Annotated in this window: 18 protein-coding genes; 14 read left to right on the top strand and 4 right to left on the bottom strand. The window is 67.5% G+C overall.

The window, feature by feature from the left end; translation table 11 throughout:
- Window positions 1-7: 7 nt before the first annotated feature.
- Window positions 8-757, bottom strand: coding sequence for a transcriptional repressor LexA (lexA, locus tag AC1DBL_RS16030; RefSeq protein ID WP_175323240.1), 750 nt, complete (start codon window positions 755-757; stop codon window positions 8-10).
- Between the two features lie 450 nt (window positions 758-1,207).
- Between lexA and AC1DBL_RS16025 the strand changes: the two genes are divergently transcribed.
- The 8 genes from AC1DBL_RS16025 to AC1DBL_RS15990 all read left to right on the top strand — a co-directional run bounded on the left by AC1DBL_RS16025 (window position 1,208) and on the right by AC1DBL_RS15990 (window position 7,567).
- Window positions 1,208-1,552 (top strand): LysM peptidoglycan-binding domain-containing protein, encoded by a 345-nt coding sequence (locus AC1DBL_RS16025; protein WP_441419453.1) that lies wholly within the window; start codon window positions 1,208-1,210, stop codon window positions 1,550-1,552.
- A gap of 101 nt (window positions 1,553-1,653) precedes the next feature.
- A complete protein-coding gene (locus tag AC1DBL_RS16020) occupies window positions 1,654-2,772 on the top strand; it encodes a histidinol-phosphate transaminase (RefSeq protein WP_476926461.1) in 1,119 nt (372 codons plus the stop codon).
- 67 nt (window positions 2,773-2,839) lie between these two features.
- Window positions 2,840-3,460, top strand: coding sequence for an imidazoleglycerol-phosphate dehydratase HisB (gene hisB / locus AC1DBL_RS16015; RefSeq protein WP_175323243.1), 621 nt, complete (start codon window positions 2,840-2,842; stop codon window positions 3,458-3,460).
- The gene (gene hisH, locus AC1DBL_RS16010; protein ID WP_476926460.1) at window positions 3,457-4,215 is read left to right on the top strand and encodes an imidazole glycerol phosphate synthase subunit HisH; all 759 of its coding nucleotides are present in this window, start codon (window positions 3,457-3,459) and stop codon (window positions 4,213-4,215) included. Before hisB ends, hisH begins: the two co-directional genes overlap by 4 nt.
- A complete protein-coding gene (locus AC1DBL_RS16005; RefSeq protein WP_441419409.1) occupies window positions 4,216-4,374 on the top strand; it encodes a hypothetical protein in 159 nt (52 codons plus the stop codon).
- A 96-nt stretch (window positions 4,375-4,470) separates the two neighbouring features.
- A complete protein-coding gene (gene priA, locus AC1DBL_RS16000) occupies window positions 4,471-5,217 on the top strand; it encodes a bifunctional 1-(5-phosphoribosyl)-5-((5-phosphoribosylamino)methylideneamino)imidazole-4-carboxamide isomerase/phosphoribosylanthranilate isomerase PriA (protein ID WP_441419410.1) in 747 nt (248 codons plus the stop codon).
- A gap of 13 nt (window positions 5,218-5,230) precedes the next feature.
- Window positions 5,231-6,136 (top strand): SseB family protein, encoded by a 906-nt coding sequence (locus tag AC1DBL_RS15995; protein WP_441419411.1) that lies wholly within the window; start codon window positions 5,231-5,233, stop codon window positions 6,134-6,136.
- Window positions 6,137-6,199: 63 nt separating this feature from the next.
- Window positions 6,200-7,567, top strand: coding sequence for an MFS transporter (locus AC1DBL_RS15990; RefSeq protein ID WP_476926459.1), 1,368 nt, complete (start codon window positions 6,200-6,202; stop codon window positions 7,565-7,567).
- On the opposite strand, the gene AC1DBL_RS15985 is transcribed toward AC1DBL_RS15990, so the two are convergent.
- The gene (locus tag AC1DBL_RS15985; protein ID WP_476893583.1) at window positions 7,564-7,950 is read right to left on the bottom strand and encodes a DUF1844 domain-containing protein; all 387 of its coding nucleotides are present in this window, start codon (window positions 7,948-7,950) and stop codon (window positions 7,564-7,566) included. The two genes, AC1DBL_RS15990 and AC1DBL_RS15985, sit on opposite strands and share 4 nt — an antisense overlap.
- 394 nt (window positions 7,951-8,344) lie before the next feature.
- Here AC1DBL_RS15985 and infC point away from each other — a divergent pair, with 394 nt between their 5' ends.
- The 4 genes from infC (at window position 8,345) to AC1DBL_RS15965 (ending at window position 11,244) form a co-directional block, all read left to right on the top strand.
- Window positions 8,345-9,379 carry a translation initiation factor IF-3 gene (infC, locus tag AC1DBL_RS15980; RefSeq protein ID WP_476926458.1) on the top strand — a complete coding sequence of 345 codons (1,035 nt, stop codon included), beginning with the start codon at window positions 8,345-8,347 and terminating at the stop codon, window positions 9,377-9,379.
- A 115-nt stretch (window positions 9,380-9,494) separates the two neighbouring features.
- Window positions 9,495-9,689: a 50S ribosomal protein L35 gene (rpmI, locus tag AC1DBL_RS15975; protein ID WP_009358635.1), complete on the top strand. Its 195-nt coding sequence runs from the start codon at window positions 9,495-9,497 to the stop codon at window positions 9,687-9,689.
- A 119-nt stretch (window positions 9,690-9,808) separates the two neighbouring features.
- The gene (gene rplT, locus AC1DBL_RS15970) at window positions 9,809-10,279 is read left to right on the top strand and encodes a 50S ribosomal protein L20 (RefSeq protein WP_175323251.1); all 471 of its coding nucleotides are present in this window, start codon (window positions 9,809-9,811) and stop codon (window positions 10,277-10,279) included.
- Window positions 10,280-10,344: 65 nt separating this feature from the next.
- The gene (locus AC1DBL_RS15965) at window positions 10,345-11,244 is read left to right on the top strand and encodes a TrmH family RNA methyltransferase (RefSeq protein ID WP_441419415.1); all 900 of its coding nucleotides are present in this window, start codon (window positions 10,345-10,347) and stop codon (window positions 11,242-11,244) included.
- Window positions 11,245-11,355: 111 nt separating this feature from the next.
- Here AC1DBL_RS15965 and AC1DBL_RS15960 read toward each other — a convergent pair whose 3' ends face one another.
- The gene (locus AC1DBL_RS15960) at window positions 11,356-11,622 is read right to left on the bottom strand and encodes a GlsB/YeaQ/YmgE family stress response membrane protein (protein WP_441419416.1); all 267 of its coding nucleotides are present in this window, start codon (window positions 11,620-11,622) and stop codon (window positions 11,356-11,358) included.
- 230 nt (window positions 11,623-11,852) lie between these two features.
- Between AC1DBL_RS15960 and AC1DBL_RS15955 the strand changes: the two genes are divergently transcribed.
- The gene (locus AC1DBL_RS15955) at window positions 11,853-12,773 is read left to right on the top strand and encodes a cation diffusion facilitator family transporter (RefSeq protein WP_476926457.1); all 921 of its coding nucleotides are present in this window, start codon (window positions 11,853-11,855) and stop codon (window positions 12,771-12,773) included.
- 56 nt (window positions 12,774-12,829) lie between these two features.
- On the opposite strand, the gene AC1DBL_RS15950 is transcribed toward AC1DBL_RS15955, so the two are convergent.
- The gene (locus AC1DBL_RS15950) at window positions 12,830-14,038 is read right to left on the bottom strand and encodes an MFS transporter (RefSeq protein WP_441419418.1); all 1,209 of its coding nucleotides are present in this window, start codon (window positions 14,036-14,038) and stop codon (window positions 12,830-12,832) included.
- A gap of 186 nt (window positions 14,039-14,224) precedes the next feature.
- On the opposite strand from AC1DBL_RS15950, the gene AC1DBL_RS15945 reads away from it, so the two are divergent.
- Entirely contained in the window at window positions 14,225-14,668 is a 444-nt protein-coding gene (locus AC1DBL_RS15945) for a (deoxy)nucleoside triphosphate pyrophosphohydrolase (RefSeq protein WP_441419419.1), read from the top strand.
- The last annotated feature ends 6 nt before the right edge of the window (window positions 14,669-14,674 follow it).

The raw sequence follows: 14,674 nt of genomic DNA, 5'->3' as shown, positions 1-14,674 counted from the left end.
AGGGGCGCTACAGGGAGCGCAGCACCGAGACGACCTTGCCCATAATGACGGCATGGTCGCCGAGGATCGGCTCGTACTGGGTGTTCTGCGGGAGCAGCCAGGTGTGGCCGTCCCGCTGGCGGAACGTCTTGACCGTTGCCTCGTCATCGAGCAGGGCGGCCACGATATCCCCATTGACGGCATCGTTCTGACGTCGGACGACGACCCAGTCGCCGTCGCAGATTGCGGCGTCGATCATCGAATCGCCTGCCACCCGGAGCATAAACAGTTCGCCGTGGCCCACCAGTTGGCGCGGCAGGGGCATCACGTCCTCCACCACCTGGTCGGCCAGGATCGGCCCGCCGGCGGCGATACGGCCCACGAACGGCACCATGGCCGTGTCCGTGGCGCTGGCAAGCTCCGAGACGGCGAGGCCGCCGACAGCCCGCAGGCCGCTGGACTTCTCCACGCCGGAAATCCTGGTCGTGCCTTCATCCAGTGTCAGCGGCATGAGGACTTCCATGGCGCGCGGCCGCTTGGGGTCGCGCCGCAGGTAGCCGAGCTTTTCCAGTTGCGAGAGCTGGTGGGTGACGCTGGAGAGGCTGGCGAGCCCGACCGTGTCGCCGATCTCGCGCATCGAGGGCGGGTAACCGTTGTCCGTCACGGAACGCTGGATGGTCTCCAGGATCTTTTTCTGCCGGACGGTCAGGCTTTTCGGCGCCCGGCCGGTTTGGGGGCTGCGCTGGGAAGCCCTCCCGCCGGCGGCTTGTGCTGCCATGTTCGCCATGCCTTTCCATTCCGCCCGGCCGCTGTGGCTACCGGGACCTGCCGAGCTGAAAATGTCAGACCCCGCTGATCAACTGATGTTCATCAACACAAGTGGTTGTCCTGTGATTCAAAAGTAGGCCAGCCAACAAGGTTTTTCAAACATTTGTTCTAGCGAGTCTCGACAATGTTCGTTCATAAGTGCTAAAACAGGAACAGCAAAGTTCGAATATGTGTTCGAAGCTTCACCCGTAGTCCGGTCCGCTGGTTTCGGTTCTGTGTTCGAAGTTTCGGGTTCGATGGTTCGCATTCAAGGTTTTGCGTTTGAAGGTTAGGCCGGTTGGCGGCAGGTACGAGGAGTACGCCGGGCGGCACAGGTATTTCCAGTGGCACAGATAGGTCCAGGAGGGCTCAGCTCATGTCAGCAGTAAGCGCTATTTCCGGTTCGCTGGTTTCCATCCCCATGGAGGCCGCACCCGCGGCACCAGCCCGGCAGGCTCGGCTGCGGCTGACCCGCCGCGGCCGGTTCGTCTTCTTCGGGCTGCCGCTGGTTCTGTTGGCCGTCCTCGTCCTGTCACTGTCCGGCTTCCTGAATGCTCCGGCCAAGGCCGCCGATTCGGCCGCGGAGCTCTCGCTCACCCCGACGGTCACCGTCACGGTCCAGCCGGGGGAGTCCCTCTGGGCCATCGCCGGTGCCGTCGCCCCGGAGCGCGACCCCCGTGACGTGGTCGCCGACATCGTTCAGCTCAACAACCTCGGAGCCGCCCGCGTCCTCCCCGGCCAGCAGCTCTACGTACCCTCGAAGTAAGCCCTACCCGGGCGAGTGGCGCGCCGGGCCATCGGTGCCGCCGGGCGGCCCTTCGCGGTCACAGTTTCGGGGCGGGGCCGGGTCTCACTTAAACTGGGCAAGTGACTGACCAGCTAGAGCGCCTCAACCGACTGCCCCTCCGGACCAATCTGCGGGGACTGCGCCCCTACGGTGCGCCCCAACTGGATGTCCCCATCCTGCTGAACGTCAACGAAAACACCCACGGAGTCCCGGCGGACGTCCGCGCCGCCATCGCCGCAGCCGTGACGGAGGCCGCTGCGGGACTGAACCGCTACCCGGACCGCGAGTTCACCGAACTGCGGGAAGCCCTCGCCGAGTATCTCGGCCACGGACTGGATGCCACGAACATCTGGGCAGCAAATGGTTCGAACGAAGTACTGCAGCAAATCCTCCAAGCCTTCGGTGGCCCGGGACGGACCGCGCTCGGCTTCCCTCCCACTTACTCGATGTACCCGCTGCTCGCCGCTGGCACAGACACCGAATACATCGTCGGTGTACGCGCCGAGGACTACGGGCTGAGCGCCGACTCGGCGGCCCGCCAGGTCCGGGAGCTGAAGCCCAATGTCGTCTTCCTCTGTTCGCCGAACAACCCCACCGGCACAGGCCTGGGGCTTGACGTGGTCGAGGCGGTCTACGAGGCCGGAGAAGCAAGCCAGACCATCGTCATCGTCGACGAGGCCTACCACGAGTTCGCCCACGACGGGACGCCCAGCGCCCTGGCGTTGCTGCCCGGCCGGGAGCGGCTGATCGTCTCACGCACCATGAGCAAGGCCTTCGCCCTGGCCGGCGCCCGGCTCGGCTACATGGCGGCGGCGCCGGAGGTGACGGATGCCCTGCGGCTGGTCCGGCTGCCGTATCACCTCTCCGCCATCACCCAGGCGACGGCGCTGGCCGCCCTGCACCACCGCGTCGCGCTGATGGCCGACGTCGAGGACATCAAGCGCCAGCGGGACCGGATCGTGACGGAGTTGACCCGGATGGGCCTCAAGCCGGCCGCTTCGGATTCGAACTACGTTTTCTTCGGCGGCCTCGAGAACCCGCACGAGACCTGGCAGGGTCTGCTCGACGCCGGCGTCCTCATCCGCGACGTCGGCATTCCCGGCCACCTCCGCGTGACCGCCGGAACTGAGACGGAAACCACAGCGTTTCTGGAAGCCCTGGAACGGATCCTGACCGGCCACGAAGTACAGTCCGCCTAGACTTAAGCCAGGACCCACGCACACCGCCCCGTTCGCCGGGCGCCCGCCACATCCAAAGGACACCCACATGAGCAACACCGGATCAGCCGCTGCCCGGACCGCACGCATGGAGCGGACCACCAGCGAATCCTCCGTCCTGGTCGAGATCAACCTGGACGGCACCGGCGTCTCGGACATCAGCACCTCGGTACCGTTCTACGACCACATGCTGACCGCGCTGAGCAAGCACTCGCTGATCGACATGACGGTCAAGGCCACGGGCGACACCCACATCGACGTCCACCACACCGTCGAAGACGTCGCCATCACCTTCGGCGAGGTCCTCCGCACGGCGCTGGGCAATAAGGCCGGCATCCGCCGCTTCGGCGAGGCCACGGTCCCGCTGGATGAGGCGCTCGCGCAGGCCGTCGTCGACGTCTCCGGCCGGCCCTACCTGGTACACGCCGGCGAACCGGCCGGCCAGGAATACCACCTGATCGGCGGACACTTCACCGGGTCCCTGACCCGGCACGTCTTCGAAGCCATCACCCTGCACGCCGGGATCTGCCTGCACATGAATGTCACTGCCGGCCGGGACCCGCACCACATCGTCGAGGCCCAGTTCAAGGCCTTCGCCCGTGCGCTCCGGGCCGCCGTGGAGCCGGATCCCCGCGTCGAGGGCATTCCCTCCACCAAGGGCGCACTGTGACCGGCAAGGTGCTCCGGGACGGCGCCATCATCGACCCCGACGCCGAGAGGAAGCCGGCTTCGCCGGAGGGCAAGCCCACCGTCACCGTGCTCGACTACGGTTCCGGCAACGTACGCTCGGCCGTCCGCGCCCTGGAACGCGCCGGGGCCGAGGTCATCCTCAGCTCCAAGCCCGAAGACGTGCTCAACGCCGACGGGCTCGTTGTCCCCGGCGTCGGTGCCTTCGAAACCGTCATGAACGAGCTCAAGGCCGTTGACGCCGTACGCATGATCGGCCGCCGCGTCGCCGGCGGCCGGCCCGTGCTCGCGATCTGCGTCGGGCTGCAGGTCCTGTTCGAAGCCGGCGTGGAACACGGCACCGTCGCCGAAGGCATGGGGGAGTGGCCCGGCAAGGTCGAGCTCCTCCCGGCCGAGGTCGTGCCGCACATGGGCTGGAACACGGTCACCGTGCCGGAGGGCTCCCGGCTCTTCGCCGGCGTCGAGAACGAGCGCTTCTACTTCGTGCACTCCTACGGCGTCCAGCACTGGGACTTCGACGTGATCCAGCCGCGCATGGCGGCCCCGCTCGTTACCTGGTCCGAGCACGGCGCCCCGTTCATCGCGGCGGTGGAAAACGGCCCGTTGTGCGCCACCCAGTTCCACCCGGAGAAGTCCGGCGACGCCGGTGCGCGCCTGCTGCGCAACTGGGTCGACAGCCTGCGTGGCGGCGCCAAAGCCCGCACCGGCCATGCCGGCACCCCGGAACAGACCGCCTAGATGTGGTCCCTAGTCCTGATGGGCCTCGCCGGCCTGCTGGTCGGCGGCGCCTTGTCCTTCCGCCAGCAGAAAAGCCCGCTGTGGGTCCAGATCGTCTTCTACTTCCTGGCCGGGATGTCGCTGCTGGCCGCCTGGCTCTTGACCCTGCCGGGAAACTGACCCCTGCCGGGAAACTGGCCCCAGCCGGAAAACTGACCGGCCCGCAAGCACGCTCCCTATCCCGACCTGCCGCCCCAACACCGTGAGGACCCTACGATGACCACCGAAACCCCGCTGCCGGTACTCGAGCTGCTCCCCGCCGTCGACGTCGTCAACGGCCAGGCCGTGCGCCTGGTCCAGGGCGAAGCCGGCAGCGAAACCAGCTACGGCACGCCGCTGGAAGCCGCGCTCAACTGGCAGGAACAGGGCGCCGAATGGGTCCACCTCGTTGACCTCGACGCCGCCTTCGGCCGAGGCTCCAACGCCGAACTGCTGCGCGAAGTCGTGGGCCGGCTGGACATCAAGGTCGAGCTCTCCGGCGGCCTGCGCGACGACGAGTCCCTGGAAAAGGCCCTGGAGCTCGGCGTCGCCCGGGTAAACCTGGGCACCGCGGCGCTGGAGAATCCCGAGTGGACGCAGCGGGTGATCGAGCGCTTCGGCGACAAGATCGCCGTCGGCCTCGACGTCCGCGGCACCACCCTCGCCGGCCGCGGCTGGACCAAGGAAGGCGGCGACCTCTGGGAGGTCCTCGGCCGCCTCGAAGAGGCCGGCTGCGCCCGCTACGTCGTCACCGACGTCACCAAGGACGGCACCTTGCAGGGACCCAACGTGGAGCTGCTGCGCCAAATGGTGGAGAAGACCGGCAAACCCGTCGTGGCTTCCGGCGGCATCTCCAGCCTCGAAGACCTCAAGGTCCTGCGCTCCCTCGTGCCGCTCGGCGTCGAGGGCGCCATCGTCGGCAAGGCCCTCTACAACGGGAACTTCACGCTGCCCGAGGCCCTCGACGTCGCCGGCCGCCGCTAGGCACGTCCCAGCCATGGAGCACAGCACCCAGCCCGCCGGGCGGCCGTTGCCCGGGCATATCGCTGCCGCCCTCGCCGGTGCCGGCGGCGCGACGGACTCGGCCGGGCAGCCCTGGGCGGGCCGCAGCCTCAGCGGTGACGACGCCAGGATCCACAACTTCGAGGACGACGACGGCGCCGCCGACGCCGGCTACCTGGCGGCGCTGGCAGCGCTGGCCGCCGGCCAGGGCGACGAGGCATCGGTAGTGGCATCCCTGGCGACCGCACGTGTCTTCGTGCCGATCCTCGCCCGGCTCGCCGAAGAAGGCGAGGCTGTGATCGGCCAGGAAGGCAAGGAACAGTACGGCGGGGAACTACACGGGGACAAGCAGGCGGATATGGCCCTGGTGACCCTCAAGGCGCCCGACGGCCGGACCGCGCTGCCGGTGTTCACCTCGGCCGAAGCCCTGGCCGCGTGGCACCCCGAGGCCCGGCCCGTGGCGGTGTACGCGGCACGTGCCGCGCTCTCCGCCGTTGCCGAGGACGCCGAACTGCTGGTGCTGGACCCCGGCTCCGCCGCCACCTTCGTGGTGCGCCGCCCGGCCGTGTGGGCGCTGGCCCGGCAGCACGCCTGGACGCCGAGCTACAGCGATCCGGCGGTGGCGGAAGCGGTCGAAGCGGCCGCGGCCGGTGTTCCGGCGCTCCGGCGCGTGGAAATTCGTCCCGGCGGTGGCGTTGCGTCGGCGCAGGCCGGCGGCAGGCAGCTTCCCGGCGGTGGCGCCGGTCCGGAGCTGCGCGTTGTGCTGTACCTTGAAGACGGACTCGACGCCGCCGCGGTGCAGTCCATCGTGGCCGGCCTCAACGAAGCCTGGGCCCGGAATGAAACGTTTGCTGAACGGGTTGACTCGATCGAAATCAAGTTGCAGCGCGCAGCTCAATAGCCGACGGCCAGTTCGGAGACATCCCGGCGCTGCCGCAGGCAGTACTCAAAGGAATGCAGTTTCGTGAATTTCGCGCTTTACCGGGACCTGCTTGCCGTGAGGCCCATCAGGAACCTCCTGCTGGTCGGCATGGTCGCCCGCATCCCGCACTCCGCCGCAGGCGTGCTGTTGACCCTTCACATCGTCCTCACCCTGGGCCAGGGCTATGCCGCGGCCGGGGCGGCAGCCGCTGTCATGACGATCGGCATTGCCGTCGGCGCCCCGTGGCGCGGCCGCCGTGTGGATACCGTGGGTCTGCGGAGGGCGCTGATCCCCTCGGTCGTCTCCGAGACCGTCATCTGGTCGATCGTGCCGCACGTCAGCTATCAGCTGCTGCTGCCACTGGTCTTCGTGGGCGGCCTGCTGACGCTGCCGATCTTCAGCGTCGTGCGCCAGTCGCTGGGCATCCTGGCCAGCGGCGAGCAGCGGCGGACAGCCTTCGCCCTGGACGCGATCAGCACCGAACTGGTCTTCATGATCGGCCCCGCCGCAGGGGCCCTCGTCGCCACCGCGGGATTCTCCGTGTTGGGCCTGACCGTGGTGGGGGTCGCCACCTCCCTGTCCGGCCTGTTCCTGATGTGGATCAACCCGCCCACCCGCAGTGCCGCGCCCGGCGTCGAACCGGATCCGGCCTTCGAAGCGGGCCAGCAGGAGGGTGCGGAGACGGCCCTCGTCGCCGCGGCACCCCATGTCCAGGAGGCTGCAGCGGAACTGGCGCCGCTGGCCGCCGCGGAACAGCGGCGGCAGAGCAGGCCCGGCTTGCGGCACAAGGTCATCCACAACTTCGCCTGGTTCACGGCCGCCGTCGCGGCGGTCTTCGCCGTCGCAGCCGGGGCGGGCATGGTGCTGAGCGGCACCGACGTCGGCATTGTCGCCGCCCTGCAGACGGGTGGCCATCAGGCCGAAATCGGCATCGTGTTCCTGTTCTGGTGCGCGGCATCGGTGCTGGGCGGCCTGGTCTACGGCGCCATGCACCGGCCCGTCTCGCCGGTCCTGCTGCTGCTGGGCATGTCCGCACTGACCCTTCCAATGGCGTTCGCCCAGGACACCTGGACGCTCGCACTGCTCTCGCTGCTGCCGGGCCTGCTGTGCGCACCGGTGCTCTCTGCCGCGTCCGAGAAGGTGGCGGAACTGGTTGAGGAGGGCCGCCGAGGCGAGGCGATGGGCTGGTATGGCTCCGCCCTTACCGGCGGGGTGGCACTCGGCGCCCCGCTGGCCGGGCTTTTCATCGACGGCGTGGGCCCTGGCGCGGGCTTCGTCTCGGTGGGGCTGGCCGGCGGGGCGGACCGATGTGGTCCGCCCGCCGCCGTGGTCGTTGCCCGTTGGCCGTGGATGCCCGGCATGTGCCGGCAAACGGGGCCCTGTTGGCGGGCCCTGGTTGACTGGGCCTAGTTTACCGGTCCGGTGTACTTCTCGCCCGGACCCTTGCCCGGGGCGTCCGGAATGGCGGATTCCTCGCGGAAGGCCAGCTGCAGGGACCGCAGGCCGTCGCGCAACGGGCCGGCATGCTGGGAGCCGATCTCGGGGGCCGCGGCGGTGACCAGCCCGGCGAGGGCGGTGATCAGTTTGCGCGCCTCATCCAGGTCCTTGAGCTCCTCGGCGTTCTCCTCGGCGGCCAGGCCGAGCTTCACTGCGGCGGCACTCATCAGGTGCACGGCGGCGGTGGTAATGACTTCGATCGCGGGGACCTCGGAGATGTCGCGGATCTGCTGGGAAACATCGGCCTGGGCATCGGCCGGCTGGTAAACGTGTGAATTACTGTCTGGAGTGCTCATGCTGGTAAGCTTGTCACAGACCAACTGAATGTCGTTATTTCTGCAGAAGTCCACAAACGGAACAGAGACCCGGCGGCGCCACGTGCGTTGAGCCGGTATCTTTCTGTAGAATTGGTTTTCAGTTTGCAAGCGGAGTTCTCTCCCACCCGCGTCAGCCGCGAGTATTCCTCAGGAATCAAGGTTGCCGGGTACCTGGTCGGGCATTTTCTCCGGGCATTTAGCCTGGCGGGTATGCATGCCTCCTCCTCGCGGGGACGGCAGTACCGATCTTTGAGGCCTTCGATTGCTCCGGCAATTGGAGGCCTTCTTCATTTGCCGGCGGAGTACCCCTCACGAACACAGGAGCTTTAACATTAGCGAGCCAAGAATCAATGAGCGTATCCGCGTCCCCGAGGTGCGGCTGGTCGGCCCTGCAGGCGAACAAGTAGGCGTCGTCCGTATTGAGGATGCCCTGCGTTTGGCTGCCGAGTCCGATCTTGATCTCGTTGAAGTTGCACCGCAGGCCAAGCCTCCGGTGTGCAAGCTGATGGACTTCGGCAAGTACAAGTACGAAGCCGCCGTCAAGGCACGCGAAGCCCGGAAGAACCAGACCAACACGGTCCTGAAGGAAATCCGCTTCCGCCTGAAGATCGACACCCACGACTACGAGACGAAGCGCGGCCACGCGCTCCGCTTCCTCGGCGCCGGTGACAAGGTCAAGGCCATGATCCAGTTCCGCGGCCGTGAGCAGCAGCGCCCCGAGATGGGTATCCGCCTGCTCCAGCGCTTCGCTGACGACGTCGCCGAAGTGGGCGTCGTGGAGTCAAGCCCGCGCATCGACGGCCGCAACATGGTCATGGTTGTCGGACCGCTGAAGAACAAGGCAGAAGCCAAGGCAGAGGCCCGCCGTGCAACGCAGCGCGCAGAAGCCAAGGCCGAGAACGAAGCCAAGTCTTCGGGCGGAGGCCGCGTTGACTCGTCCGCCCCCGAGGCACCCCTGACGCAGTCGCTTGCCGACCTGCTGCCGGAGGGCTACCAGGTCCGGACCGAGGCGCCCAAGGCTGAGGAAGCCGCGACGGAGGCTCCGGCAACGGAAGCCCCCGCCGCTGAGGCGCCCAAGGCTGAGGAAGCCGCGACGGAGGCTCCGGCCACGGAAGCCCCCGCCCAGGAAGAGCCGAAGCAGGAGGCCCCCAAGGCCCCCAAGGCGGCTGCTCCGAAGCAGGCAGCTCCGAAGGCCGCCGCGAAGCCCGCAGTGACCAAGGCGCCGGCCGCTCCCAAGGCTGCAGCACCGAAGGCACCTGCGGCACCGGCAACGCCGGCGGCCGAGAAGCCTGCGCCGAAGCCGGCTGCGGCACCGAAGCCGGTCGCCCGGCCTGCGGCTCCGAAGCCTGCGGCACGGCCGGCGGCCCCCAAGGCCGCCCCGAAGCCGGGCAGCAAGAAGACCAACTAGTTCACGGCTGCCGGACAGCAATGTCCGGCAGCAAGCAACCAGCACGCCGCCCGCAGGGGTGGCTGCACGAAAGACTGCAGACCCCGTCTGCGGATACGTAAGGAGATCGGTTCCCATGCCGAAGATGAAGACCCACAGCGGTGCTAAGAAGCGCTTCAAGCTGACCGGTAGCGGCAAGCTGCGCCGCCAGCAGGCCAACCGCCGCCACTACCTCGAGCACAAGTCCTCCAGGCTGACCCGCCGCCTCGCCGGCGACAAGATCGTCTTCAAGGGCGACGCCAAGGTCATCCGGAAGATGCTCGGCATCTAAGTTCCAAGTTCTCGGATCGATTGCCACCTGGCAGCGGTCCACTACCAAAAAGGCTTCTCAGGCCAGCCGGATTTTCCGGCAGTAGATGCTTGGGATCAGAATTCTGAAGGAGTACGCACGTGGCACGTGTGAAGAGGGCGGTCAACGCCCACAAGAAGCGCCGGGTTATCCTCGAACGCGCAAAGGGCTACCGTGGACAGCGTTCACGCCTGTACCGCAAGGCCAAAGAGCAGCTGCTGCACTCGTTTGTGTACAGCTACGGCGACCGCAAGAAGAAGAAGGGCGACTTCCGCCGCCTGTGGATCCAGCGCATCAACGCTGCTTCCCGCGCCAACGGCCTGACCTACAACCGTCTGATCCAGGGCCTCAAGGCCGCTGAGGTCGAGGTTGACCGCCGTATGCTGGCCGAGCTGGCCGTCTCCGACGCCAACGCTTTCGCCGCGCTGGTCAAGGTCGCCAAGGACTCGCTGCCTGCCGACACGTCCGCTCCGGCCGTCCAGGTCGAGGCTGCTGCGGCCCCGAAGGCTGCGAAGAAGCCTGCCGCGAAGAAGCCTGCTGCCAAGAAGGCTGACGCCGAGGCCGCAAAGTAGTTCCTCCCGCCGTCGAAAGACAGCGTCGTTCAAGAACTGCTCGCGAGAGCAACTAAGGTTCTTATATGAACGAAACCGGGCGCCCGCAAGACTTTCCACTTTCCAACCCTCGAGCCGATCGAGTGAGGAAGGTGGCACAGCTTGCCGGGCGCCCGGCCCGTTTAAAGCGCAGCGAGTTCCTGGCGGAGGGGCCGCAGGCCGTCCGGGAAGCCCTGGTCCTGCACCAGAAGAGGGTTGCCGCGGGGGAGCCGGGCATCGTCTACGAGGTCTACGCGAGTGAGGCCTGCCTGGACCGGCACCCGGACCTGGAGGCACTCGCGGAGGGCACCAGCGCGTACCTGGCCACCGACGAAGTGCTGGCCGCGATGGCGGACACGGTCACCCCGCAGGGCATCCTCGCGGTCTGCGGGTTCCTGGACGTCGGCCTCGATCAGGTGCTGGACGCGGACCCGCAACTGGTCGCGGTCCTGTGCCAGGTGCGCGACCCCGGCAACGCCGGAACCGTGCTCCGGGCCGCCGACGCCGCCGGGGCGGACGCCGTCATCCTGACTGCCTCCAGCGTTGATATCTACAACCCCAAAGCCGTGCGCTCTACGGCCGGATCCCTGTTCCACCTGCCCGTGGTGCTCGGCGCCGATGTCGAGGAACTGGTGGCACGCTGCAAGGAACGCGGCATCGGTGTCCTCGCGGCGGACGGCCAGGGCCAGCTGAATCTGGACCGGCTCCAGGACGAGAACGCGGCCCGGCGGCTCGGCGCGTCCGCGGCCGAATCAGAGTACGCCCTGGAACAGCCAACCGCCTGGCTGTTCGGCAACGAGGCCCAGGGGCTCTCCGAAGAGGAACTCGCCCTAGCAGACCACCGTGTCGCCGTGCCGGTCTACGGGGCGGCGGAAAGCCTCAACTTGGGCACCGCGGCAACGGTCTGCCTTTACGCCAGCGCCCGGTCGCAGCAGCGCACTGCTTAGCCGGCAACACCTTTAGAAGAACCAACGACGGCGGGGGCCCACCAATTGGTGAGCCCCCGCCGTCGTGCCTTCACCGCTGCGGCATTGCTGCCGGGCGGTGGCGTGAGAGATTTACGTGGTCCGGTTTCGCCCGGTGATGGCGCCGTAGATGCCTGCTACGACGAGGCCGCCGACTATGGCCAGGATCCAGGAACCCAGGTTCCAGAATTCCATCTTGCCGCCGCCGAACAGCAGGTCGCCGATCCAGCCGCCGACAACGGCCCCGACGACGCCGAGCACGAGGCTGGTGACCCAGCCGCCGCCGACCCTGCCAGGCATGATTGCCTTAACGATTGCACCTACAATGAGTCCGAGAATGATCCAGCCTAGAAAGCCCATGTCTCCTCCTACATATTCGTCGGCATTCACCTTAGGAATCCCGATTATGGCTTCAAGCTAACACAGGCGTGATCGCGTGTCAGCAACATCACACTCAATCGTTACGTACCGCAAACCGGCCCCGCCGCGGTGCGGTGGCGGGCCCTAAACGGGTACGGTGTTCCTTGCGGACACGGGCCCCAAGCGCCTTCCGCACGTTCCCCTGAAAAACCTCCAAAGGAGAAGCTCTCTTGGCTGCAAACGGCGGTACCAAGGCGATTGTCGCGGCGTTGGCCGCCAACCTGACGATCGCCACCCTCAAGTTCGTCGCATTCATCCTGACGCTGTCCTCGTCGATGCTCGCGGAGGCCATCCACTCGCTCGCCGATTCAGGAAACCAGCTGCTCCTGCTGGTCGGCGGAAAGCGCGCCAAGAAGGAAGCAAGCCCTGAACACCCGTTCGGGTACGGCCGGGAACGGTACATCTACGCGTTCATCGTCTCGATCGTGCTCTTTTCCGTCGGCGGCCTGTTTGCGCTCTACGAGGCCTGGGGCAAGATCCAGCACCCGCACGGCATTGAAGGCGACTTCTGGTGGGTCCCTCTGGCCGTGCTGATCGGCGCCATCGTCGCCGAGTCCTTTTCGTTCCGGACCGCGATCCGGGAGTCCAACCCGCTGCGCGGCAACCAGAGCTGGGTCCACTTCATCCGCAACGCCAAACAGCCCGAGCTGCCCGTGATCCTGCTGGAGGACTTCGGCGCCCTGCTGGGCCTGGCCTTCGCCCTCTTCGGCGTGAGCATGACGCTGGTGACCGGCAACGGCATCTGGGACGCCCTCGGCACCGGGATGATCGGCCTGCTGCTGGTGGCGATCGCCGGGGTGCTGGCGGTGGAAACCAAGTCCCTGCTGCTGGGCGAGTCGGCGACCAAGGCCGACGTCGCAAAGATCCGCGGCGCCATCGAGTCCGACGGCACCAGCATCATCCACATCAAGACCATGCACCTCGGCCCCGAAGAACTGCTGGTGGCGGCCAAGATCGGCGTCGGCGCGGCCGACTCGGGCCGGGACATCGCGGCGGCCATCGACGCCACCGAGGTCCGGATCCGCGAAGCCGTGCCCACCGCACGGGTGATTTACCTGGAACCGGACGTGCAGCGCGTCAGCGCCAGCTAGTTCGCGCGTTCCACCCGTTCAACCCGAGGCCGCTGGGCCGGTACCGCATCAATCGGCTACCGGACCAGCGGCTTCCTGCGTTCGACCGCACCGCTGAGGGCGGCGACGCCGAGGCCCAGGATGGCCAGCACCGCCCCCACGAGGGCCGGCGCCACGTAGCCCCAGCCCCAAGCGATGACGAGGCCGCCGAGGAAAGCGCCCAGGGCGTTGGCCACGTTGAGGGCCGCATGGTTCAGCGAGGACGCCAGCGACGGCGCGCCGGGGGAGGCATCGAGGAGCCGCGTCTGCAGCGCCGGGACGAGCATGGAACCGGCGGCCCCCACGACGAAGACCATCACGTAGGCGGACCAGGGCCAGTGCACGGCCACCGCGTAGACCACGAGCGCCACGGCAACGCCGGGCAGGACCCAGTAGATGGTGCCCATGACGGACTTGTCCGCAATCCGTCCGCCGACGATGTTTCCCACCACCATGCCCACGCCGTAAAGGGCGACGACGAGCGGCAGCCACTCCGAGGGAATGCCCGCCACTGAGGTCATGGTGTGCGCGATGTAGGTGTACGTGGCGAAGAAACCGCCGAAGCCGACCACGCCGATCAGGACTGCGAGCCAGACCTGCAGCCGCTTCAGCGCGCCGAGTTCACGGCGGATGCTCGCGTCGGCGTGGGGTTTCTGGAACGGCACGAACTTCCACAGCATGGCCATGGTGGCGATGCCGATCAGGCCGACCAGCAGGAAGAGCAGCCGCCAGCCAAAGTTCTGGCCCAGCCAGGTCCCGAACGGCACACCGATGACGTTGGAAACGGTGAGGCCCGCCATCACCATCGAGATGGCCCAGCCCCGTTTGGTCGGGGCGACCAGGGACGAGGCAATGACCGCGGCAACCCCGAAGAAGGCGCCGTGCGGCAGACCTGCGGCGAAGCGGGACACCAGCATGGTGCCGTAGTCCGGGGCGATGAAGGAACTGAGGTTCGCGAGGCTGAAGAACAGCATGAGCCCCAGCGCGAGGTACTTGCGCGGCAGTTTGGCTCCGACGGCGGCCAGCACCGGTGCGCCGACCACCACGCCCAGGGCATAGGCGGAGATCAGGTGCCCGGCCTCCGGGGTGCCGATGCCCAGGCCCTGTTCCACCTCCTTGAGCAGGCCCATCATGGTGAACTCTGTGGTGCCGATGCCGAATCCGCCCATCGCAAGGGAAATGATGGCGAGGGCAAGGTGGCGGCTGCCGGTTTTCGGCGTCGCGGGGGCGTCTTTGGTGGTTGTCATTCATCTACTTTTCGGGAATGATCCCGGCTGGAGCCAGGAGAATGCGGCGCAGTGGTTCGGCGTGGAGTCTCTGAGCAGGGAATGCGGGGCGCAGGCTCCGGTATTCCAATATTCCAACGGCGTACGCCAGGTCTCCCATCATTGTCCCCCGGCAACCACGGCCGCGGCGCCCCTAGACTGGTGGACGTGACTGAACTCATCAACGTCGTCGGCGGCGCAGTAGTGGATTCCCTGGCCGACCCCCGGACCCTCCTGGTGGCGAGGCGGACCGCACCACCCCAGTTTGCCGGCATGTGGGAGTTCCCCGGCGGCAAGGTGGACCCGGGTGAGGCTCCGGAGCGTGCACTGCACCGTGAACTGCTGGAGGAACTCGGGGTGGAAGTCCGGCTGGGGCCGGAGCTGCCCGCTGAGGCACCGGCCGGCTGGCCGCTCAACGACCGGGCCGCGATGCGAGTCTGGTTCGCCGAGCTGGCGGCCGGCACGCCGCAGCCACTTCAGGACCATGACGAACTCCGCTGGGTGGCGCTGACGGACCCGCAGGAAGTCCTGGAGCTGCCCTGGATCCCGGCCGACCTGCCGATCGTGGAAGCACTCCTGGCGGCGGTCGCGGCGGAACCCTCGCCAAACTAAGCGCTG

The sequence above is a fragment of the Arthrobacter sp. 10T44 genome (assembly GCF_056393885.1).
Note: the sequence above shows the minus strand (reverse complement) of the source record. Positions and strands in the feature narration are given on the sequence as shown.

Bases quoted from the DNA above. Each gene is read 5' to 3' on its own strand.
- lexA (WP_175323240.1), bottom strand. From the start codon at position 757: ATGGCAGCACAAGCCGCCGGCGGGAGGGCTTCCCAGCGCAGCCCCCAA.
- AC1DBL_RS16025 (WP_441419453.1), top strand. From the start codon at position 1,208: ATGGAGGCCGCACCCGCGGCACCAGCCCGGCAGGCTCGGCTGCGGCTG.
- hisB (WP_175323243.1), top strand. From the start codon at position 2,840: ATGAGCAACACCGGATCAGCCGCTGCCCGGACCGCACGCATGGAGCGG.
- AC1DBL_RS16005 (WP_441419409.1), top strand. From the start codon at position 4,216: ATGTGGTCCCTAGTCCTGATGGGCCTCGCCGGCCTGCTGGTCGGCGGC.
- priA (WP_441419410.1), top strand. From the start codon at position 4,471: ATGACCACCGAAACCCCGCTGCCGGTACTCGAGCTGCTCCCCGCCGTC.
- AC1DBL_RS15995 (WP_441419411.1), top strand. From the start codon at position 5,231: ATGGAGCACAGCACCCAGCCCGCCGGGCGGCCGTTGCCCGGGCATATC.
- AC1DBL_RS15985 (WP_476893583.1), bottom strand. From the start codon at position 7,950: ATGAGCACTCCAGACAGTAATTCACACGTTTACCAGCCGGCCGATGCC.
- rpmI (WP_009358635.1), top strand. From the start codon at position 9,495: ATGCCGAAGATGAAGACCCACAGCGGTGCTAAGAAGCGCTTCAAGCTG.
- AC1DBL_RS15965 (WP_441419415.1), top strand. From the start codon at position 10,345: ATGAACGAAACCGGGCGCCCGCAAGACTTTCCACTTTCCAACCCTCGA.
- AC1DBL_RS15960 (WP_441419416.1), bottom strand. From the start codon at position 11,622: ATGGGCTTTCTAGGCTGGATCATTCTCGGACTCATTGTAGGTGCAATC.
- AC1DBL_RS15950 (WP_441419418.1), bottom strand. From the start codon at position 14,038: ATGACAACCACCAAAGACGCCCCCGCGACGCCGAAAACCGGCAGCCGC.